The organism is Pseudoduganella albidiflava (assembly GCF_004322755.1).
Classification (GTDB): Bacteria; Pseudomonadota; Gammaproteobacteria; order Burkholderiales; family Burkholderiaceae_D; genus Rugamonas; species Rugamonas albidiflava.
In genome coordinates this window covers 3,884,814-3,905,622 of the sequence record NZ_CP036401.1, presented here as the reverse complement: position 1 = coordinate 3,905,622, position 20,809 = coordinate 3,884,814, and the positions used below count along the sequence as shown (strand labels likewise).

General features: G+C 67.9%; 18 protein-coding genes. 12 read left to right on the top strand and 6 right to left on the bottom strand.

All coding sequences use genetic code 11. The features are described 5' to 3' along the window. Window positions 1-4: 4 nt before the first annotated feature. The 3 genes from EYF70_RS16110 to EYF70_RS16100 form a co-directional block, all read right to left on the bottom strand. Window positions 5-727: a PEP-CTERM sorting domain-containing protein gene (locus EYF70_RS16110; RefSeq protein WP_165497689.1), complete on the bottom strand. Its 723-nt coding sequence runs from the start codon at window positions 725-727 to the stop codon at window positions 5-7. A gap of 293 nt (window positions 728-1,020) precedes the next feature. Next, window positions 1,021-1,437, bottom strand: a complete 417-nt coding sequence (locus EYF70_RS16105; protein WP_131146320.1) for an Rrf2 family transcriptional regulator — start codon at window positions 1,435-1,437, stop codon at window positions 1,021-1,023. Window positions 1,438-1,551: 114 nt separating this feature from the next. Beyond that, window positions 1,552-5,475 carry a non-ribosomal peptide synthetase gene (locus tag EYF70_RS16100; protein WP_165497688.1) on the bottom strand — a complete coding sequence of 1,308 codons (3,924 nt, stop codon included), beginning with the start codon at window positions 5,473-5,475 and terminating at the stop codon, window positions 1,552-1,554. Between the two features lie 211 nt (window positions 5,476-5,686). On the opposite strand from EYF70_RS16100, the gene EYF70_RS16095 reads away from it, so the two are divergent. Beyond that, the gene (locus EYF70_RS16095) at window positions 5,687-6,637 is read left to right on the top strand and encodes a 2-hydroxyacid dehydrogenase (protein ID WP_131146318.1); all 951 of its coding nucleotides are present in this window, start codon (window positions 5,687-5,689) and stop codon (window positions 6,635-6,637) included. Window positions 6,638-6,857: 220 nt separating this feature from the next. Here EYF70_RS16095 and EYF70_RS16090 read toward each other — a convergent pair whose 3' ends face one another. Beyond that, on the bottom strand, window positions 6,858-8,027 hold the full coding sequence (locus tag EYF70_RS16090) for an ABC transporter substrate-binding protein (protein ID WP_131146317.1): 1,170 nt from the start codon (window positions 8,025-8,027) through the stop codon (window positions 6,858-6,860). Between the two features lie 230 nt (window positions 8,028-8,257). Between EYF70_RS16090 and EYF70_RS16085 the strand changes: the two genes are divergently transcribed. Continuing rightward, on the top strand, window positions 8,258-9,340 hold the full coding sequence (locus EYF70_RS16085) for a porin (RefSeq protein ID WP_131149136.1): 1,083 nt from the start codon (window positions 8,258-8,260) through the stop codon (window positions 9,338-9,340). A gap of 207 nt (window positions 9,341-9,547) precedes the next feature. On the opposite strand, the gene EYF70_RS16080 is transcribed toward EYF70_RS16085, so the two are convergent. Beyond that, window positions 9,548-10,372 carry an IclR family transcriptional regulator domain-containing protein gene (locus EYF70_RS16080; protein WP_131146316.1) on the bottom strand — a complete coding sequence of 275 codons (825 nt, stop codon included), beginning with the start codon at window positions 10,370-10,372 and terminating at the stop codon, window positions 9,548-9,550. 187 nt (window positions 10,373-10,559) lie between these two features. Here EYF70_RS16080 and EYF70_RS16075 point away from each other — a divergent pair, with 187 nt between their 5' ends. The 7 genes from EYF70_RS16075 (at window position 10,560) to EYF70_RS16045 (ending at window position 16,620) form a co-directional block, all read left to right on the top strand. Continuing rightward, complete coding sequence (locus EYF70_RS16075; RefSeq protein WP_174800452.1) at window positions 10,560-11,216, top strand: 3-oxoacid CoA-transferase subunit A; 657 nt, start codon at window positions 10,560-10,562, stop codon at window positions 11,214-11,216. Further along, window positions 11,213-11,887 (top strand): CoA transferase subunit B, encoded by a 675-nt coding sequence (locus tag EYF70_RS16070; protein WP_165497687.1) that lies wholly within the window; start codon window positions 11,213-11,215, stop codon window positions 11,885-11,887. Before EYF70_RS16075 ends, EYF70_RS16070 begins: the two co-directional genes overlap by 4 nt. Next, entirely contained in the window at window positions 11,884-13,086 is a 1,203-nt protein-coding gene (pcaF, locus tag EYF70_RS16065) for a 3-oxoadipyl-CoA thiolase (RefSeq protein WP_131146314.1), read from the top strand. The genes EYF70_RS16070 and pcaF overlap by 4 nt, the downstream gene beginning before the upstream one ends. Window positions 13,087-13,243: 157 nt before the next feature. Then, a complete protein-coding gene (locus EYF70_RS16060; RefSeq protein WP_131146313.1) occupies window positions 13,244-14,098 on the top strand; it encodes a branched-chain amino acid ABC transporter permease in 855 nt (284 codons plus the stop codon). Next, window positions 14,095-15,144 (top strand): branched-chain amino acid ABC transporter permease, encoded by a 1,050-nt coding sequence (locus tag EYF70_RS16055; protein WP_131146312.1) that lies wholly within the window; start codon window positions 14,095-14,097, stop codon window positions 15,142-15,144. The genes EYF70_RS16060 and EYF70_RS16055 overlap by 4 nt, the downstream gene beginning before the upstream one ends. Beyond that, window positions 15,141-15,926: an ABC transporter ATP-binding protein gene (locus tag EYF70_RS16050; protein WP_131146311.1), complete on the top strand. Its 786-nt coding sequence runs from the start codon at window positions 15,141-15,143 to the stop codon at window positions 15,924-15,926. Before EYF70_RS16055 ends, EYF70_RS16050 begins: the two co-directional genes overlap by 4 nt. Further along, complete coding sequence (locus EYF70_RS16045; protein ID WP_131146310.1) at window positions 15,919-16,620, top strand: ABC transporter ATP-binding protein; 702 nt, start codon at window positions 15,919-15,921, stop codon at window positions 16,618-16,620. Before EYF70_RS16050 ends, EYF70_RS16045 begins: the two co-directional genes overlap by 8 nt. 205 nt (window positions 16,621-16,825) lie before the next feature. On the opposite strand, the gene EYF70_RS16040 is transcribed toward EYF70_RS16045, so the two are convergent. After that, the gene (locus EYF70_RS16040) at window positions 16,826-17,305 is read right to left on the bottom strand and encodes a MarR family winged helix-turn-helix transcriptional regulator (RefSeq protein ID WP_131146309.1); all 480 of its coding nucleotides are present in this window, start codon (window positions 17,303-17,305) and stop codon (window positions 16,826-16,828) included. 128 nt (window positions 17,306-17,433) lie between these two features. Here EYF70_RS16040 and EYF70_RS16035 point away from each other — a divergent pair, with 128 nt between their 5' ends. The 3 genes from EYF70_RS16035 (at window position 17,434) to EYF70_RS16025 (ending at window position 20,713) form a co-directional block, all read left to right on the top strand. After that, window positions 17,434-18,507, top strand: a complete 1,074-nt coding sequence (locus tag EYF70_RS16035; protein WP_131149134.1) for a Rieske 2Fe-2S domain-containing protein — start codon at window positions 17,434-17,436, stop codon at window positions 18,505-18,507. Then, window positions 18,504-19,457 (top strand): PDR/VanB family oxidoreductase, encoded by a 954-nt coding sequence (locus tag EYF70_RS16030; protein ID WP_131146308.1) that lies wholly within the window; start codon window positions 18,504-18,506, stop codon window positions 19,455-19,457. Before EYF70_RS16035 ends, EYF70_RS16030 begins: the two co-directional genes overlap by 4 nt. Before the next feature lie 74 nt (window positions 19,458-19,531). Continuing rightward, complete coding sequence (locus tag EYF70_RS16025) at window positions 19,532-20,713, top strand: ABC transporter substrate-binding protein (RefSeq protein WP_131146307.1); 1,182 nt, start codon at window positions 19,532-19,534, stop codon at window positions 20,711-20,713. The last annotated feature ends 96 nt before the right edge of the window (window positions 20,714-20,809 follow it).

Genomic DNA, 20,809 nt, shown 5'->3' with positions numbered 1-20,809 from the left:
TCCATCAACGCTGCTTGCGGCGGCGCAGTGCCGCCAGCGTCAGCATGCCGGCGCCCATCATCAGGTACGTGCTTGGTTCCGGAACCGGCGAGGTCAGGCCGTAGAAGTTGCCAGTGCCGACGACGTGGTTCATGTCGCCAGGATACGGCTGCGTGAAGCTGGTCGAGAACGACATGTCGGCGCCGTCGATCTGCGCGTTGGTGTCGAAGTATTGCGCAGCGACGCCGCCCACCACGTCCAGCTGGCCCAGGCCGCTCAGGTTCGGCGGCATTTGCGAATTCAGCGTGCCTTGCAGCGTGGCGCCGTTGTACTCGTGGCCTTCCAGGGACAGCCACAGGGTGCCCAGGCCGACGTTGCCGTCGTTCATGGTCAGCGGATCGTACGGGTTGATCGTCGACGGGCCGTCGTTCATGAAGATGTTGACGAAGCCACCGGTGTACTTGGTGATCGCGCCATCCATCGACACGGGCGTATAGCCGCCGAAGACGATCGTCAGTTCGCAGTTGGGGCAGAACTGGGCCTGGCCGGTGCCGTTCATCGTCGAGATGATGCCATAGCCGCGGGCCGTGCCATCTTCCTCGAAGATCTGGTGCATCTGCACCGACGACGACGAGAAGTCGATGCCGTAGTCGGGATCCCAGGTTACGCCACCGACGGTTTGCGGTGCGGCGGATGCGGCACCGATCGACGAAATTGCTACTGCCAATCCCAGCAGTGTAGTTTTCATTTTGCTCACGTATGGCTCCAAGTTGATTAGTTTAACTACGAACATTTTTTTATTTTTTGTATAAGCTTATGCAAAGTTCATGCCTTCGCTCAGCCGCAGCAAACTAAACCTTTGATTTTACGTAAGACGATTTCTTATAAATTCATTAAGGAAATTGAAGGATTGGCTGCACTGTAAAGTTTGTCGACAGCTGTTCAGCCCAGCCCTGCGACCGGTCCGACGGCCGGTAGCGCGATCCCTGCTCATCAATAAAATGGATGGGCTGAAATCGCTGTAAAATTTTTCGACACAGGTCAGCGCCCGCAGGCGTTGGCGGCCAGGTCCGCCAGCGTCACCTGGCCGAAACGTTCCAGCAGCAGCGCTTCGGCGGCGCGCATCGCGTCGCCCAGGGTGGCGTTGACGGCACGCTCGATGAGGCAATCGGCATGTTCGTCCGTGGTGCCCAGGGCGAACACCGGCGGGTCGCCCAATGCATGGTGGATGTCGCGCAACGTGATGGCGTGCAGCGGCCGGGCCAGCACCCATCCGCCGCCATGGCCCTTGCCCGACTGCACATAGCCTTGCTCTCGCAAGCCGGCCATCGTGCGGCGCACCACGACGGGATTGGTGTTCAGCATGGCGGCGATCGTGTCGGAGGTGGCGGGGGCGTCCAGGCTATCCATATGGATCAGCACATGGAGCATGCGGGAAAGGCGGCTGTCGTGTCTCATGCCGCGATGATACCAGCGGTGCAGGGTAGCAAAGGCTTGCCGGTCCACTGGCTTGCCAGCGTTCGGGCTTGCCGGCGTAGAGGCTCGTCCGTGTACAGCCTTGCCGGCTTCCCGCTAGTTGGGCAGCGCCGGCCAGCAAGCCTGCGCACGGGGGCCGGCGTGGCGCCCCGCATTGAGCGACAGGTCGTGGGCCGCGCGCTGCCGCGGAGCTGGAATGGCGGCGCTTGCCGGCGACGGTGGCAAATCCGGGGCCTTCGGCGGGGCCGTCGATGGTGCCGATGGTGCCGATGATGCCGATCGTGCCGGTGCCGTGACAAGCGCTGTTCCGGCCCTCGAGGCTGCCGCCGTTTCATGCGCTGCCGTATATTCCGCCGCCCCGGCTGGTTCATCCATCGCAAGCCGCCCGGCTGCCGGGCCGTCGTCGTCGAGCATGCCGCTGGCTGTCCAGCGAGCCGCCTGGCCGGTTCGGAACAGGCGCCCGCCCGGTACCAGCGGGTGCGTGGCGAAGCGTGCGGCCGTCAGGTCGGGGCGGTGCAGGTAGCCTCGTGCCAGCCCGGCGCCGCCCGCGTGCAATTCCCCCATGACGCCGAGCGGTGCGGGCTCGCCGTGAGCATCGAGCACGTAGGCGGCCATGTCCGGCAGCGGCTGCCCGATCGTGCCCGCCGCCTGCGCCGCGCCAGCCGGACCGGATGCGCGGCATGTCAGGTACACGCCGGTTTCGGCGCTGCCGCGCATCGCCAGCAGCCGCGGCCCGCCGCCCGGCGCCGCGTGCGGGGCGCTGGAAGGCCCGGCCGCCGCTTCGCCACGCACGATCACGTAGCGCAGCCATGGCGAATCGATGCCGTCGAACGCATGGCCTTCCCGGGTCAGGATGGTCACCCGTTCGTCGCGCACCAGGCGGGCGATTGCGGCCGGCGTGCGTTCCCGCGCGGCCACGATGACGGCGCGGGCCCCCGACACCAGCGCACCCCACAGCTCCCACAGGAACAGGTCGGCGGCCGGCGACGCGCACACTGCCCAGGCATCGGCCGGGCTGGCATCGATCCAGCGCGCCGCGGCATCGAACAGCCGGGTGAGGTTACGGTGCTCCAATGCCACGCTGGCGCCGCCGTCGCCACGGACGATCCAGGCCAGGTGCGCCGGCCCCACCGCCGACGCCGGGTTGGCGCGCGGCATCGATTGCCACGGACCCGGCCCGTCCAGCCGCAGCACGGTGGCGATGCTGGCCGGGGCGGGCACCTCCCGCACCGTCAGCAGGATGGTGGCGCGGGTATCGGCCAGCACCGCGCCGGTGTGCGCGGCACCGGCCGCGGCATCGATCGGCACGCAGGCGCCGCCGGCTTTCAGCACGCCCAGCGCAGCCACCACCAGGGCGGTGCCCGCCGGCATGCACAGCGCCACGGGCACGTCCGGCCCCACGCCCAGCGCCTGCAGGTGGTGGGCCAGCCGGTTGGCTTCGTCGTTCAGCGCGGCATACGTGACGGCGGCACCGTCGCCGGACAGCGCGACGGCGCCCGGCGCCCGCGCGGCTGCCGCCTCGACCTGGCGATGCAGGCAGCCGCGGTCCGGGAAGTCGACCGTCCCGGCCCAGCGCAGCAGTTGCGCGCGTTCCGCCGGCGGCAGCACGTCGAGTGCCGTCACCGGGGTGGCGGGTGCGTGCTCCAGCGCGTCGGCCAGGGCCGCCAGCGCGCACAGCATGAAGTCGCAGATGCGCGCCGGGCCGGCGCTTGCGGCGCATCGCGCGGTCAGCCGGAAGCCGTCGCCCAGGTCGTCCACCGCCAGCGCCAGCGGGTAGCCGGGTTGCGGCGGCGCCTCGGCACCGGCATGCCGGTAATGGAGCAGGGCCGCCGCGCCGGTCGCAGCGGCGTGGGGCGCATGGCGGTGGTCGACCAGCGTGGCGACAAGCTGGTGCATGCGGTGCAGCGCATCGGCCGCGCCGGTGTCATCCAGCATGACCCGCAGCGGCAGCATGCACTCGCCGATGCCGGTGGCGGTGTGGCAGGCCGGCAGCGCGGTCGTGAACACGACATCGCGCTGGCCGGTGCCGCGCGCCAGCACGCATGCCCACGCCAGGTGGAACAGGCTGGCCGGCATCAGCCCGCGCTGCCGCGCCGCGGCGCGCAGGCGCAGCGCCAGCGCCGGATCGACGTGGCGCCGCGACAGTTCCGGCACGGCGGCGCCATCGAGGCCGAACGGGGCGGGCGGCACGGTCCAGCCGTCGAGCATGGTGCGGAAGAAGTCGTGGCCGGTGGCGGCGGCATGCGGGCCGGGGGATGGCGAGGAAGCGGCAGGCAACGCGGCCAGGGTAGCCAGCGTCGGCCGGTGGCAGAAGGTGCGCATGTCGATGGCATGGCCCCGGTCGCGCAGCAGTTCCACCAGCCCGAGCGCGGTAGGCGCGTCGCCCCCCAGTGCGAAGAAATCCTCGTGCCGGCCCACGCGGGGCAATTTCAGCAGCGCGCACCACAGCGCCGCCAGTTCCCGCTCGGCCTCGCCCTGCGGCGCGTCGTAGTCCTGTGCCGGGAAGGCCGCGGCATCGGGCGCCGGCAGCGCATTCCGGTCGAGCTTGCCGTTCGCCGTGAGTGGCAGGGTTGCCAGCCGCACGTAGGCCGCCGGCACCATGTACGGCGGCAGCGCGGCGCGCGCCAGCGACTGCAGCTCGGCGGGATCCGGCGCGGTCGCGCCATCGGCCGGCGTGACGTAGGCCAGCAGCTGGCCCAGCGCTTCATCCGCCACCACCAGCGCGGCGCCCACGCCGGGGTGGCGCACCAGGCAGGCTTCCACGTCGCCCGGTTCGACCCGCTGGCCGTGCACCTTCAGCTGGCCGTCGATGCGGCCGAGGAAATCCAGGCTGCCATCCGGCAGTTGCGCGGCCAGGTCCCCGGTGCGGTACAGGCGCTCGCCATCCACATGCACGAAGCGTTCGGCGGTCAGGTCAGGCCGGTTCAGGTAGCCGCGCGCCAGGCGCGCGCCGCCGATATGCAGTTCGCCCGGTTCGCCCGGCGCCACCGGCTTGCCGGCGGCATCGAGCAGGCGCACGGTGGTACCGGCCAGGGGCCGCCCGATCGGCACGCGCGCGGCGCCGGGCGGCAGCATCGGCAACTGTTCCGCCGTGGCCGTGACGGTCGCTTCGACGGGCCCGTAGGCGTTCGCGATGGCCACCCGCATGCCGAAGCGGGCCTGCCATGCCCGCACGCTGCCTGGCTGCACGACTTCGCTGCCGACCACCAGCTGGCGCAGCGCCGGCAGCCGCACGTCGCCGCCGGCGGCCAGCACGTGGTCGCACCACGGGTGCCAGAACGAGGCCGGCAGGTTCAGCACCGTGATGCGGCGCGCCTCGACCTGCCGCGTGAAGGCGGCCAGCGCGTCGGCCGGGCCGGGGTCGCGCAGCACCAGCGTGGCGCCATGGAGAAGCGTGGGCCAGACTTCCTCGGCCAGCACGTCGAACGCAGGCGCGGCGAACTGCAGCACCCGGTCGCGCGGCGACAGGCCGGCCAGCGCGGCGAACGCGTCGACATGGCTGGCCAGCTGGCGATGTTCGACCAGCACCCCCTTCGGCTGCCCGGTGGAGCCGGACGTATAAATCACGTAGGCCAGGCTGCCTGCGTCGACGTCGCGCGGCAGGTTCGCGTCGTCTTCCGCTGCCCAGGGCGCGCTGTCGAGCCACAGCGCGGCAACCCGCGGGCACAGCATGCCGGCGCAATCCTGGCGTGTCACGGTGACCGCCGGATCGGCGTCGGCCAGCATGAAGGCGATACGCGCTGCCGGGTAAGCCGGGTCGACGGGCAGGTAGGCGGCGCCGGTCTTCAGCACCGCCAGCATCGCCGTCACCAGGGCCGCGCCGCGCTCCAGGCACAGTGCCACCAGCGCGCCGGGACGCGCGCCGCGCCGCTGCAGGTGCCGCGCCAGCCGGTTCGCGGCCGCGTTCAGGTCCGCGTACGTGACGCTGCCGTCGGGTCCCTGCAGTGCGATGGCATGCGGCGCCAGCGCGGCCTGGCGCTCGAAACGGCGATGGATGCACGGCGAAAGGGATGAGGTCATCGTCCTGGCTTGTCGAGTACTTATATGCAAGGGGCGTATATTGCCTTCCATTTAAGTCGAAGATGTGAAGAAATTGTAAGAAAGTGTCATCCGGAAATTGAACAATGGCAACTGACCGGAGGTAGGGGCGGGCTCTTCCGTGCCGAGCGGTCGCCACGCCTTGCTGGCGATCCACTAGAATGGCTAATCGTTCACTCATGAAGCAAATCAGATGAAACCGGAAATCCTCGTGATGGCGGCCAGTCCGTCGATGTCCGTCATGGCGCAGCTGGAACAGCATTTCGTTTGCCACCACGTGTGGCAGGTGGCACCGGACGGGCGCGCCGCCTTCATCGCCGGCGTGGCGCCAAACGTGCGGGGCGTGGCCACCACCGGCATGGCCGGCATCGGCGCGGCGCTGGCGGCGCAGCTGCCGCGCCTCGAGATCGTGGCCGTCAACGGCATCGGTGTCGATGCGGTGGATTTCGCCGCGCTGCGCCCGCGTGGTATCCGCGTGACGAACACGCCCGGCGTGCTGACGGACGACGTGGCGGACCTGGCGGTGGCGCTGTTGCTGGCAGCGGCGCGCCGCATCCCTTCGCTGGACCGCTACGTTCGCGCCGGCCAGTGGCAGGCCGGCATGCCGGTCAAGCCGGCGCGCGCGCTGCGCGGCAAGGTCGCCGGCATCTATGGTTTCGGGCGCATCGGCCAGGCGGTCGCCGCGCGGCTGGCGGCATTCGGCCTGCAGCTGCGCTACTGGCAGCCGAACGTGAAGGAGGGCGTGACGGTGCCGCGCGCCGCGTCGCTGCTCGACCTGGCGCGCGACAGCGATTACCTGGTGGTCTGTGCCCCGGGCGGCGCGGCCACGCGGGCCACCGTGGATGCGGCGGTGCTGGACGCGCTGGGGCCGGAGGGCACCCTGGTCAACATCGCGCGCGGCTCGCTGGTCGACGAACCGGCGCTGGCCGACGCGCTGGCCGACGGCCGGCTGGGCGCCGCCGCGCTGGACGTGTTTGCCGACGAGCCGTCGGTCCCCGCCGCGCTGACCGCGCTGCCGAACGTGGTGCTGACGCCGCACGTGGGCAGTCTTACCGTGGAAACGCGGCATGCGATGGGACAGCTCGTCGTCGACAACCTGCTCGCGCATTTCGGCGGGATGCCGCTGCTGACGCCTGTTGCCTGAGCTACTGCAAAGCTGGGGTATGCCGTAATACTGGTTTTCGCATGATGTTGCCGATTTCCTGAGCAAAAAGCCGGTCGGTCCGCCGCAGCGGTCCGACACATTTTCCGGATGAAGCGCCCGGAAAAAATGTCCGACACCAGGCACCCTGACGCCAACTCAAATAGTCACGTCGCCTTAACTTAAGGGCATCAGGGTATTTCCCCAATTTTTACGGGCGGACTTACTGCTTGCCCGGATCCTTCATATTCGGGAACTTGTCGAACTCGATGTTGTAAACCTCGTTCCCCACCTTCTTCACTTCGCGCACGTACACGGTCTGCACGATGTCGCGCGTGGCGGGATCGATGGCGATCGGGCCGCGCGGGCTGTTCAACTTGATGGTCTTCAGCACGGCCATCGCCTTGTCGCCGTCGATCGTGCCATTCAGCTTGCGCGACACTTCATAGATCGCCGCCATGCCGTCGTACGCGGCGACGGCCATGAAGTTCGGCCGGCCGCCCTGCGGGTTGGTGGCGGCGAAGCTCTTCAGGAACGCCTTGTTCTCGGGGGAGTCGTGCGCGGCCGAGTAGTGGAAAGTGGTGATGACGCCCAGCGTGGCATCGCCCATCGCCGGCAGCACGTGGTCGTCGGTCAGGTCGCCGGTGGCGATCACCTTGATGCCGGCGGCGGCCAGCCCCCGTTCGCGGTAGCCCTTCATGAAAGCGATGCTTTGCTCTCCGGCCGGCACGAACACGAAGATCGCATCCGGCCTGGCATCCTTGATGCGCTGGATGAACGGCGCGAACTCCGGATTGCGCAGCGGCACCCGGATCGATTCGGTCACCTTGCCGCCGGCGCCTTCCAGCGTCTTCTTGAACGCCGCCTCGGCATCGAGGCCGGGGCCGTAGTCCGCCACCAGCGTCACCACCTTGTTCAACTTGTTCTTCGCCGCCCAGGTGCCCATCGGCGCCGAGATCTGCGGCAGGGTCATCGAGAAGCGCGCGATGTAGTTCGACTTGGTCGTGATGGCCGAGGTGGCCGCGTTCATGATGATCATCGGCTTTTTCGCCTGCTGCGCGATGGGAGCCACGGCCAGCGCTTCCGGTGTCAGGCCGAAGCCCGCCAGGAAGTCCACCTTGTCGCGCACCACCAGTTCCTGGGCCAGGCGCTTGGCGATCTCCGGCGACGGGCCGGTGGTGTCCTTGAGGATCAGCTGGATCTTCTTGCCGGCCACCGTGTCGCCGTGCTGCGCCATGTAGGCCTTGATGCCGCCTTCCATCTGCTTGCCGTAGTCGGCGAACGGGCCGGAAAACGCGGCGATCACGCCGACCTTGATGGTGTCCTGCGCGTGGGCCGCTGGCAGGGCGAACAGGTGTGCGCCGGCCAGCACGGCGGCGATCGTGAATTTCATGCTTGTCTCCTTTTTTGTCGTGGGTACCGCGCCAATCATCAGGTTCCTTGAGATTCTTGACAAGGGCCGGTAACGGTCATAGTATCGGTTCAGCGTTCGATAGGCAATCGATTGTTCGCTGATCGAACGAGCAGTACGAACAAACATAACACTACACAGGAGACAGCATGAACCGAAACACTGGCGAACGGTCGCGCGCCCCCGGCATGGGCAAGGGCGGGCGCGGCGCAATGGCAACGGCGATGGCGGGCGCGCTGGCGCTGCTGGCCGCGGGCGCGGCGCACGCGCAAAGCAACGTCACGATCTACGGCATCATCGATACGGCGGTGGCGCATGTCGACAACACGAACGCCGCCGGCGATTCGGTGACGAAGGTGGCATCGCTGACGGGCTCCTTCCCGTCGCGCATCGGCTTCCGCGGCACCGAAGACCTGGGCGGCGGCCTGTCCGCCATCTTCACGCTGGAAAGCGGCTTCGGTCCCGATACCGGCACGATGGGGCAGGGCAACCGCCTGTTCGGCCGCGCCGCCAACGTGGGCCTGAAGGGCAAGTGGGGCACGCTGACCCTGGGCCGCCAGGTCAACATGACCTATATCGCCGGCCTGAAGGCGGACGTGCTGGGCCCGAACCTGTTCGCCATCGGCAGCATCGACCCCTACCTGCCGAACGCGCGCAGCGACAACGCCATCGGCTACCTGGGCAACTTCGACGGCATCGTGGCCGGCGCCACGTACAGCTTCGGGCGCGACACGTCGTCGTCCGGCGGCCCCGCCGCCACCGGCTGCGCGGGCGAATCGCCGGCCGACTCGAAAGCCTGCCGCCAGGTCACCGCGCTGCTGGGCTACGAAGTCAAGGCGTATGGCATCAATGCCTCGTTCGACAAGCTGTACGGGAACACCGGCGCGGCCGGCGGGCTGACCAGCAGCAGCAACTTCGACCGGCGCGTCACCGTCAACGGCTACTGGATGTTCGGCGGCACCAAGCTGGGCGCCGGCCTCATCGACCGCAAGACCAACGCCGTCACCGGCGTCACCGAATCCACGCTGGCCTACCTGGGCGTGAGCCACCCCATCACGCCACTGCTGACGGTCGATGCGCAGGTGGCGCGCAAGAACGTCAAGCACAGCGGCGACGATACCGACATGGCAGTGGCGCGGCTGACGTATTTCCTGTCCACGCGCACCGCTGTGTATGGGGCGCTGGGGCTGATGAACAACGACGGCGCCGCCGCCATCGCGCTCGATGCGGGCGGCAGCGTCGGCGTCGGCAAGCCTCAGCGTGGGCTCATGGCCGGCTTGCGGCACCACTTCTGAACTAGCCAGCAATGGCCGAGCACGTGTCAGGGTGGCATTGCAGGGGGCGACGCAGGGAATTCGTGAAGCACAGCTTCGCGCCTGCCGAGCGGCGCCGCCATGCAGGGCGGCGCCTTCAAGGAGCCCCGCTCCTTGCCTGCAATGCGGTGATGCCTTGCAAGGCATCACTCCCTCCAGGCACCGTGACACGAACTCAGCTGGATGGCGTCAGGGCAGCAGCACCGCCAGGTCCCGCGCGCCCTGCTGCAGCACGGGCAGGAACTGCTCTTCCATCTGCCGTGCGCTGACGCGGCCGGCCTGGGCGCCGACGTTCAGGGCGGCATGCACGATGCCTGAGGCGCCGCGCACGGGGACCGCGATGGAGCGCAGGCCCACTTCGAGTTCCTCGTTGTTGATGGCGAAGCCCTGCTCGCGCACCTGGGCCAGCACCGCGCGCAACTGTTTCTGGGTGGTGACCGTGTGTTCGGTGAGGGGCTTCAGGCGCACCTTGTCGAGGTAGGCCTGCAGCTCGGCTTCCGGCAACTGGGCCAGCATCACGCGGCCCAGCGACGTGCAGTACGCGGGCAGGCGGCTGCCGGTGTTGAGCGCCACGGACATCACGCGGGACGTCGCCGAACGGGCCACGTACAGCACCTCGTTATCGTCCAGCACCGCCAGCGAGCACGATTCGTTCAGCGTGCGGCTGATCTGGTTGAGGTAGGGCTGGGCGGACACGGTCAGCGGCGTCGACGACAGATAGGAATAGCCGAGCGTCAGCACCTTCGGCCGCAGCGAGTAATTGTTGACGTCCGAATCGGCATAGCCGAGCTGCTTCAGCGTGTACAGGCAGCGGCTGACGGCGGCGCGGGGGATGCCGGTCTTCTGGCTGATCTGCGCGATCGTCAGGCTGCGGCGCGAATCGGAAAACGCCTGCAGCACGGCGAGCCCGCGCGCCAGCGACGTCATGAAGCTGGGATCGGCCAGCGCATCGATCTGTTCGGCGATCGTCGGTTCGCGCTCGGCCGGGGCGTTGTTGGTGGTGGTTGTCGTCATCGGTCTCTTTCGAAGTGGACGGATTTTACTGGAACAGCCCGCGCCGCCGACGGTTTTTCTTGACCTTCGCCGGCGCCGGTGCGACACTGAGGCTGTTCGATTAACAGATTATAGTTCGATTATCGAACATTCGGAATCTAATTGAAGGCAGGAGGAAACACCCGTGATCGACAAGACTATCGAGACGATGGCGCAGGCCGTCGCCAGCATCCATGACGGCGCGACCGTCATGATCGGCGGCTTCGGCAATGCCGGCATGCCCGCCGCGCTGATCGACGCGCTGATCGAGCAAGGCGCGCGCGATCTCACCATCGTCAACAACAATGCCGGCAACGGCGAGACCGGCCTGGCCGCGCTGCTGAAGGCGAAGCGGGTCAGGAAGATCATCTGCTCGTTCCCGCGCCAGGCGGACTCGCAGGTGTTCGACGCGCTGTACCGCGCCGGCGAGATCGAGCTGGAACTGACCCCGCAGGGCAACCTGGCCGAGCGTATCCGCGCCGCCGGCGCCGGCATCGGCGGCTTCTTCTCGCCCACCGGCTACGGCACGCTGCTGGCCGAAGGCAAGGAAACGCGCACCATCAACGGCAAGCACTACGTACTGGAATCGCCGATCCACGCCGACTTCGCGCTGATCAAGGCGCTGCACGGCGACCGCTGGGGCAACCTGGTGTACCGGAAGACGGCGCGCAACTTCGGCCCGATCATGGCCACCGCCGCCAAGGTCACCATCGCACAGGTCACGCGCATCGTCGAACTGGGCGAGCTGGACCCCGAACACATCGTCACCCCGGGCATCTTCGTGCAACGCGTGGTGCAGGAAGAAGCACAGGGAGGCAAGCAATGACCATCCAGAAAATGAGCCGGGACGCTATGGCGAAACGTGTCGCGCAGGACATCCATGAAGGCGCCTACGTCAACCTGGGCATCGGCCTGCCGACGATGGTGGCGAACTACCTGCCGGCCGACCGCGAGATCTTCCTGCACAGCGAAAACGGCCTGCTGGGCATGGGCCCGGCGCCCGCGCCCGGCGAAGAAGACGAAGACCTGATCAACGCCGGCAAGCAGCCGGTCACGCTGCTGACGGGCGGCGCCTACTTCCACCATGGCGATTCGTTCGCGATGATGCGCGGCGGCCACCTCGATATCTGCGTGCTGGGCGCGTTCCAGGTGTCCGCCACCGGCGACCTGGCCAACTGGCATACCGGTGCGCCGGATGCGATCCCCGCCGTGGGCGGAGCGATGGATCTCGCCATCGGCGCGCGCCAGGTGTTCGTGATGACGGACCACCAGACCAAGTCCGGCGAAAGCAAGATCGTCGAGCAGTGCACCTATCCGCTGACCGGCATCGGCTGCGTCAACCGGATCTACACGGACCTGGCCGTGATCGACGTGACGTCCGACGGCCTCGTCGTGCGTGAAATGGTCGACGGCCTGACCTTCGAGGAACTGCAACAGCGCACCGCCGCGCCGCTCATCGCCGGCCTCGCCGGCACAGCAACGGAGAACACGAAATGACCGAAGCCTTCATCTGCGACGCGATCCGCACCCCGATCGGCCGCTACGGCGGTGCCCTGAAGGACCTGCGCGCCGACGACCTGGGCGCGCTGCCGCTGGCCGAGCTGGTGCGCCGCAATCCCACCGTCGACTGGGAAGCCATCGACGACGTGATCTACGGCTGCGCCAACCAGGCCGGCGAAGACAACCGCAACGTGGCGCGCATGTCGGCACTGCTGGCGGGCCTGCCGCAGGGCGTGCCCGGCACCACCGTCAACCGCCTGTGCGGCTCCGGCATGGATGCCGTGGGCCTCGCCGCGCGCTCGATCCGTTCCGGCGACACGGCGCTGATGCTGGCCGGCGGCGTGGAATCGATGACGCGCGCGCCGTTCGTGATGGGCAAGGCCGACAGCGCCTTCTCGCGCAACGCGGCCATCTACGACACCACGATCGGCTGGCGCTTCCCGAACCCGCTGATGAAGAAGCTGTATGGCACCGACTCGATGCCGGAGACGGCGGAAAACGTCGCCACGGACTTCGGCATCAGCCGCGAGGACCAGGACCGCTTCGCGCTCGCAAGCCAGCAGCGCGTGGTGGCGGCGCAGGAAGCGGGCTGTTTCGATGCCGAGATCATGGCGGTGACCATCCCCGCCAAGAAGGGCGAGCCGGTCGTGTTCTCCCGCGACGAGCATCCGCGTGCCACCACGCTGGAAGCGCTGGCGAAACTGAAAGGGGTGGTGCGCCCGGACGGTACCGTCACCGCGGGCAACGCGTCCGGCGTCAACGACGGCGCCTGCGCGCTGCTGCTGGCCAACGAGAAATCCGCCGCCGCGCATGGCCTGGTGCCGAAGGCGCGCATCGTCGGCATGGCCACGGCCGGCGTGGCGCCCCGCGTGATGGGCATCGGCCCCGCGCCGGCCACGAAGAAGCTGCTGGCCAACCTGGGCATGACGCTGGACCAGTTCGACATCATCGAACTGAACGAAGCGTTCGCGTCGCAGGGCATTGCCGTGCTGCGCGAACTGGGCCTGTCGCAGGACGACCCGCGCGTCAACCCGTGGGGCGGCGCGATCGCGCTGGGCCACCCGCTGGGCATGAGCGGTGCGCGCCTGGTGACAACGGCGATGAACCAGCTGCACCGTGGCGGCGGGCGCTTTGCATTGTGTACCATGTGTATCGGCGTGGGGCAGGGCATCGCCATCGTCATCGAGCGGGTTTGACGGCATGCATTTGAATGCGTGCTTTGACGAAGGTGTAAAGCGCATGTAAGCAAGCAGCGGTATCAGTAGCGTGGCCAGCCGACAGAGAGCGGCGGCCATGCGAGCGATCTTGGAGAATCGAGGAGACAACTATGCATATCCTTTACGGAGGCCGGCGATGATCGGCGTCCTGTTCGACGGCGTGGCGTACGGCAGCCTGCTGTTCATGATCAGTGTCGGCCTGTCGGTCACGATGGGCATGATGAATTTCATTAACCTGGCCCACGGCGCGTTCGCGATGCTGGGCGGCTATGTCTGCGTGATGCTGCTCGATCGCGCCGGCGTGCCATTCCTGGCCACCTTGCCGCTGGCGTTCCTGTCCGCGGCATTCGTCGGCTTCCTTCTCGAGCGCACGCTGTACCGCCGGCTGTACAAGGCCAGCCACCTGGACCAGGTGCTGTTCTCGATCGGCCTGACCTTCATGGCGGTGGCCGGGGCCACGTACTTCTTCGGCCCCACGCAGCAACCCGTCACGCTGCCGGAGTGGCTGCGCGGGCAGGTCTCGCTGTTCGGCCTGGACGTGGGCAGCTACCGGCTGTTCCTGATCGGCGTCGTCATCGTCGTCACCGCCCTGCTCGGGCTCCTGATCGAGCGCACCCGCTTCGGCGCGCAGATCCGCGCATCGGTCGACAACCACACCGCTTCCGAGGGCCTGGGCATCAATGTCAGCCGCGTGTTCAGCCTGACGTTCGCGCTGGGTTCCGGCCTGGCCGGCCTGGGCGGCGGCCTGGGCATCGACGTGCTGGGGCTGGACCCCAGCTTCCCCGTCAAGTACATGGTGTACTTCCTGCTAGTCGTCGCCGTGGGCGGCGCGGGTACCATCACCGGCCCGCTGCTGGCCGCCATCGTGCTGGGCGTGTTCGACGTGGCCGGCAAGTACTACGTGCCGGAAATCGGCGCGTTCGTCATCTATGCGCTGATGGTGGTGCTGCTGCTGGCCTTCCCGGCTGGCCTGATCAGGAGGAAAGCATGAGTGTTCTTTCAAAAGCGGCTCTCTCGAAGGTGGAAGTCGCCGGGGATGCGGCGCCACGCGCCGCGGCGGTTGTTCGTCCCCCGCGCCTGCCCGATGGCCGCTGGCATCCGCTGGAAATCGTCTTCTGGCTGCTGCCCGTGGCCAGCTGGTTCCTGTTCCCGCAATACCTGGTGCTGACCAGCCAGATCATGATCGTCGGCCTGTTCGCGCTGTCCTTGGACCTGATCCTCGGCTACGCGGGCATCGTGTCGCTGGGTCACGCGGCGTTCTTCGGCCTGGGCGCCTACACGGCCGGGCTGCTGGCGGTGCATGGCTGGGGCGAGCCGGTCACCGGCCTGCTGGCCGGCGCCGTTGTCGCCGGGCTGTTCGGCTGGATCGTCAGCTTCCTCGTGGTACGCGGCCAGGACCTGACGCGGCTGATGGTCACGCTGGGCATCGGCCTGATGCTGTTCGAAGCCGCCAACAAGGCGTCGTGGCTGACCGGCGGCGTCGATGGACTGTCCGGCATGATGGTAAGTAACCTGCTGGGCACGTTCGAATTCGACCTGGAAGGGAAGACCGGCTTCGTGTACAGCTACGTGGTGCTGTTCCTCGTGTTCCTGGTACTGCGCCGGCTGGTGAACTCGCCGTTCGGCCTGGGCCTGCGGGGCATCCGCGAAGGCGGGCGCCGCATGCCGGCCATCGGCGCGGACGTCAACTCGCGGCTGCGTGCGATCTTCACGGTGGGCGCCGTGGTGGCCGGCATCGCCGGTGCGCTGCTGGCGCAGACCACGCAATTCGTCGGCCTCGACATGCTGGGCTTCCCCCGCTCGGCGGAGCTGCTGATCATGCTGGTACTGGGCGGCACGGGGCGCCTGTACGGCGCGCTGATCGGCGCGGCCGTGTTCATGATCGCGCAGGACAAGATCGCCGGCATCAATCCCACCTACTGGCAATTCTGGATCGGCCTGCTGCTGGTGTGCATCGTGATGTTCGCCAAGGGCGGCATCGTCGGCGGCTTCGCCAATATGCTGGAACGCATGCGCGAACGGAAGGAGAACAAATGAGCGATACCACCGCATTCGATACCACCGCAGTTGATACTACATTGCGCACCGAAGGCCTGTCGAAGAGCTGGGGTGCCTTCAAGGCCAACAGCGACGTGTCGCTGACCTTCACGCCCGGCGCCCGCCATGCTTTGATCGGCCCGAACGGCGCCGGCAAGACCACTTTCATCAACCTGCTGACGGGCGGCTTCGCGCCGACTAGCGGCCGCGTGTTCCTGGGCGGCGAGGACATCACCGGGCTGGCCCAGCACCAGCGCGTGAAACGCGGCATGACCCGCACCTTCCAGATCAACACGCTGTTCGCCGGATTGACCGTGCTGGAATCGGTGGTGCTAGCCATCGGCGAGCGGCGCGGCTTGCAGAACGTATGGTGGAAAACCGTGGCGCGGCACCACGACATGGTCGACGAAGCGATGGCGCTGCTGCACTCGCTGCGCCTGGCCGACCAGGCCAACAGCATCACGCGCAGCATGGCCTACGGCAAGCAGCGGCTGGTGGAAATCGCGCTGGCGCTGGCCACGCAGCCGAAGATCCTGCTGCTCGACGAACCGGCGGCCGGCATCCCGCAGGCGGAAAGCCGCGAGCTGTTCGAAGTGATCGCCGGCCTGCCGCGCGACGTGACGATCCTGTTCATCGAGCACGACATGGGGCTGGTCTTCAAGTTCGCCGAGCGCATCACGGTGCTGGTGGGCGGCAAGGTGTTGACGGAAGGGACGCCGGCCGAAATCGCCGCCGACCCGCGCGTGAAGGAAGTGTACCTGGGGGAGGGTGGCCATGACTGAACTGCTGGCGGTGGACCGCGTGACCGCCGGCTACGGCGAATCCATCGTGCTGGAAGACGTGTCGTTCGCGCTGAACGAGGGCGACAGCCTGGCCCTGCTGGGCCGCAACGGCGTCGGCAAGACCAGCCTGCTCACCACGCTGATGGGCCTGACGCGCCTGCACAAGGGCGCGATCCGGTGGGCCGGCAAGGACATCGCCCGCGTGGCGCCCTACAAGCGGGCGCGCGCCGGTCTCGGGTGGGTGCCGCAGGAACGGCATATGTACCCGTCGCTGACGGTCGAGGAACACCTGACGGTGGTGGCGCGGCCGGGGCGGTGGGATGTGAAGAAGATCTACGAGGTCTTCCCGCGCCTGCAGGAGCGGCGCACCAATATGGGCAACCAGCTGTCCGGCGGCGAACAGCAGATGGTCGCGATCGCCCGCGCCCTGATGACCAACCCGCGCATGCTGCTGCTCGATGAGCCCATGGAGGGCCTGGCGCCGATCATCGTGCAGGAACTGCTGGCCGTCATCCGCAAGCTGGTGCGCGACGAGGGCCTGTCGGTGATCGTCGTCGAACAGCACGCCCGGCTGGCCCTGTCGCTGACGCAGCGCGCCATCGTGCTGGACCGGGGCTGCATCGTGCACGACTCGGACAGCCGCGAACTGCTGGACGATGGTGCGAAACTGGACCGGCTGGTGGCGGTGGCCTAGCACTTTTTAGCGGGCCATGGCGGCCGAGAACAACCCCACTGCAAACCTGGGGTCGGACCCGGCGGGGTGGAGCAGGGGTTTCGCGAAGCATGCGTCGCGCCTGCGGAACGGTACTGGCATGCAGGCCAGCACTCCTTTCTGACCCCGGCTTTGCTGTCGGGGTTGGACCTGCAGAACAGCGCGCCAGCCTAAAATTCAAACCGCCTCAGGCGGCGTCGGGCCGGGCCAGCGGGGCGCGGCTTTGCGCGTTGTTCTCGATGACGAGCTTGTCCAGCAGGCGCATGAACTGCGTCTGCTCGCGCTCGGTGAGCGGGGCGAGCAGGCGTTCGCGCAAGCGGTGCACGGCCGGGTCGAGCCGTTTCAGCAGGGCGGTGCCGCCGGCCGTGATCGTCAGCGCACGCTGGCGGCGGTTGTGCGGCAGGACCTTGCGCTGCAGGAGTCCCTTTTCCTCCAGCCGCGCGCACACGCTGGCGCCGGTCGACGTGTCGATCGCCACCAGTCCGGCCAGCGTCACCTGGTCGATACCCGGGCTGGCCGCGAGGGTGCGCAGCAGCGCATACTGCACGGGCGTCAGCTCGCCCTGGATTTCATCGTGGAAGATCGATACCGAGATCTGCTGCGCGCGGCGCAGCAGGTGGCCCGGATGTTCATGCAGGTCGAGCAGGTCGTGGTTGTCGTTGTCCATGGAGATCGATAAATATTTGTCGTGCCTAGTTTACTTCGGACGCCGCGTGCGCGAATATTCAGTGTACTGAATATCGAAGTTCAGCACCACAAAAAGGAGACAGCATGAACGCCCCCGTACCTTCCACCATCTACCCGAAGAACGCCTGGTATGTCGCCGCGACGCCGGAAGAGATCGCCGACAAGCCCTTGGGCCGCCAGATCTGCAGCGAGAAGATCGTGTTCTACCGCGCCGCGCAGGGCGTCGCCGCCGTCGAGGATTTCTGCCCGCACCGCGGCGCGCCCCTGTCGCTGGGTTTCGTGCGCGACGGCACGCTGGTGTGCGGCTATCACGGCCTGCAGATGGGTTGCGACGGCAAGCCGGTCGCCATGCCGGGCCAGCGCGTGCGCGGCTTCCCGTGCATCCGCAGCTATCCGGTTGCCGAACGCTACGGCTTCATCTGGGTCTGGCCCGGCGATCCGGCGCTGGCCGACCCGGCCACCATTCCGCACCTGCACTGGGCGGTGGACGAGGGCTGGGCCTACGGCGGCGGCCTGTATCACATCGGCTGCGAATACCGGCTGATGATCGACAACCTGATGGACCTGACCCACGAGACCTACGTGCACGCGTCGTCGATCGGCCAGAAGGAAATCGACGAGGCGCCCGTCACCACGAAGACCGTGGGCGACGAAGTGATCACCAGCCGCTTCATGGAAAACGTGATGCCGCCGCCGTTCTGGCAGGCGGCCCTGCGCGGCAACGGCCTGCCCGACGATGTGCCGGTCGACCGCTGGCAGATCTGCCACTTCACGCCGCCCAGCCACGTGCTGATCGAGGTCGGCGTGGCCCTGGCGGGCAAGGGCGGCTACGATGCACCGGCCGAGTTCAAGGCGTCGTCGATCGTGGTCGACTTCATCACGCCGGAAACCGATACCACGCACTGGTACTTCTGGGGCATGGCGCGCAACTTCAAGGCCGATGACCAGGCCCTCACCGACACGATCCGCACCGGCCAGGGCAAGATCTTCAGCGAGGACCGCGCGATGCTGGAGCAGCAGCAGGCCAACATCCTGCGCCATCCGGACCGGCGCCTGCTGATGCTCAACATCGATGCCGGCGGCGTGCAGTCGCGCAAGGTGATCGACCGCTGGCTGGCCCGCGAAGCGCCGGCTGGCCCGGCAGAGCCGGCGGCACCGGCCTCGGCGCAGGTGGCGGCATGAGCACGCTGCGCTTGAAGGTCGCGCGCCGCGTGGCCGAGGCGGACGGGATCTGCAGCTACGAGCTGGTGTCCGCCGATGGCGCGGCGCTGCCGCCCTTCACGGCGGGCGCGCACGTGGATGTGCATGTGGGCGAAGGCATCGTGCGCCAGTACTCGCTGTGCAACGCGCCGCATGAAACGCACCGCTACCTGATCGGCGTGCTGCGCGAACCGGCGTCGCGCGGCGGCTCCAGCGCGATGCACGAGCGGATCGCCGAGGGCGCGGAACTGGACGTCAGCGTGCCCCGCAACCATTTCGGCCTGGCCGACGGGCCGCACCACAGCGTGCTGTTCGCCGGCGGCATCGGCATCACGCCGCTGCTGGCGATGGCCGAACACCTGCACGCGAAAGGGCTGCCGTTCACGCTGCACTACAGCGTGCGCAGCGCGGCACGCGCCGCTTTCCGCGGCCGGCTGGAGCAGGCGCCGTTCGCATCCCGCGTGCGCCTGCACATCGACGAGGAAGGCACGGGGCTCGACGTGGCGGCCGCGCTGTCGGACTGTCCAGCGGGCACGCACGTGTACGTATGCGGGCCGGCCGGCTACATCGATCACGTGCTGGCCACGGCGCGCTCGCTGGGCTGGAGCGATGACCGCCTGCACCGCGAATACTTCGGTGCGGCACCCGCCGTGGCGGAAGAGGGCGGGGCGTTCGACGTGCGCATCGCCAGCAGCGGCACGACGTACACGATACCGGCTGGGCGCACGGTGGTGCAGGTGCTGGCCGATCACGGTATCGACGTGCCGGTGTCGTGCGAGCAGGGCGTGTGCGGCACCTGCCTGACGCGTGTGCTCGAAGGCATTCCCGAGCACCGCGACCTGTACCAGACGGAGGAGGAGCAGGCTGCCAACGACCACTTCACCCCATGCTGCTCGCGCGCGAAAAGCGCGCTGCTGGTGCTTGATCTATGACCCGATCCATGACCCGATCTGTAACCCTACCTGTAGTCCCGTAGTTCCGTAGTTCACGATAACAAGGAGGAGACATGACACACCAACCGAAACGCCGTACCCTGCTGGCCGGTGCGGCCGCCGCCGCAGCGACGGCCTCGCTGCCATCGTTCGCATTCGCCGCCGAGCCGCTGAAGGTGGGGCTGATCGTGCCGATGTCCGGCCCGTTCGCCTCGACCGGCCGGCAGATCGAGGCGGCCGTCAAGCTGTACCAGCAGAAGCATGGCGACAGCGCGGCCGGCCGCAAGATCGAGATCGTGCTGAAGGATGACGGCGGCGTGTCGCCGGACGTGACAAAGCGCATCGCGCAAGAGCTGGTGGCGCGCGACAAGGTGCGCGTGCTGGCCGGTTTCGGGCTGACGCCGCTGGCGCTGGCCGCGGCGCCGATCGCGACGCAGGCCAGGGTGCCGATGATCGTGATGGCCGCCGCCACGTCGATCATCCCGCAGCGTTCGCCGTTCATCGTGCGCACGGGCTTCACGCTGGCGCAGGTGACGGCGCCGCTGGCCGACTGGGCGGCGAAAAACAGGATCGGCCGCGTGATGACCTTCGTGGCCGACTACGGGCCGGGGCTCGATGCCGAGAAGGTATTCGTGAAACGCTTCGGCGCCGGTGGCGGCAAGGTGATCGATTCGCTGCGCGTGCCGCTGCGTAATCCCGACTACGCGCCTTTCCTCGCACGGGTGAAGGATGCGAAGCCGGATGCGCTGTTCGTGTTCGTGCCGTCCGGCGAAGGCGCGGCCGTGCTGAAGCAGTTCAACGACCGGGGCCTGGCCGCCGCCGGCATCCGCCTGATCTGCACCGGCGACGTGCTGGACGACGACCTGATGACCGGCATCGGCAGTGCCGCCAATGGCGTCGTCAGCAGCCACCATTACTCGGCCGCGCATCCCTCGGCGGACAACCAGGCCTACGTGCGCGCCTTCATGGCGGCCAACAAGGGCATGCGGCCGAACTTCCATTCCGTGGGCGCCTACGACGGCATGCACCTGCTGTACCAGGCGCTGGCGAAGACCGGTGGCGACGCCGATGGCGCGAAGCTGCTGGCGGCGATGAAGGGACTGGCATGGAACAGCGTGCGGGGGCCGGTCAGGATCGATGCCGCCACCCGTGACATCGTGCAGACCGTGTACATCCGCAAGGCGCAGCAGGCCGACGGCGGCATGTTCAACGTGGAGTTCGACCAGGTCGCCAACTTCGCCGACCCGGGGGTGTAATCAAGGGGCCGTCGGCTCCATTTACCCCAACAGCAGATGCCGGGGTCAGACCCGGCGGGTCTGACCCCAGAATTTGCCCTTGGGTGGCCTTAACTT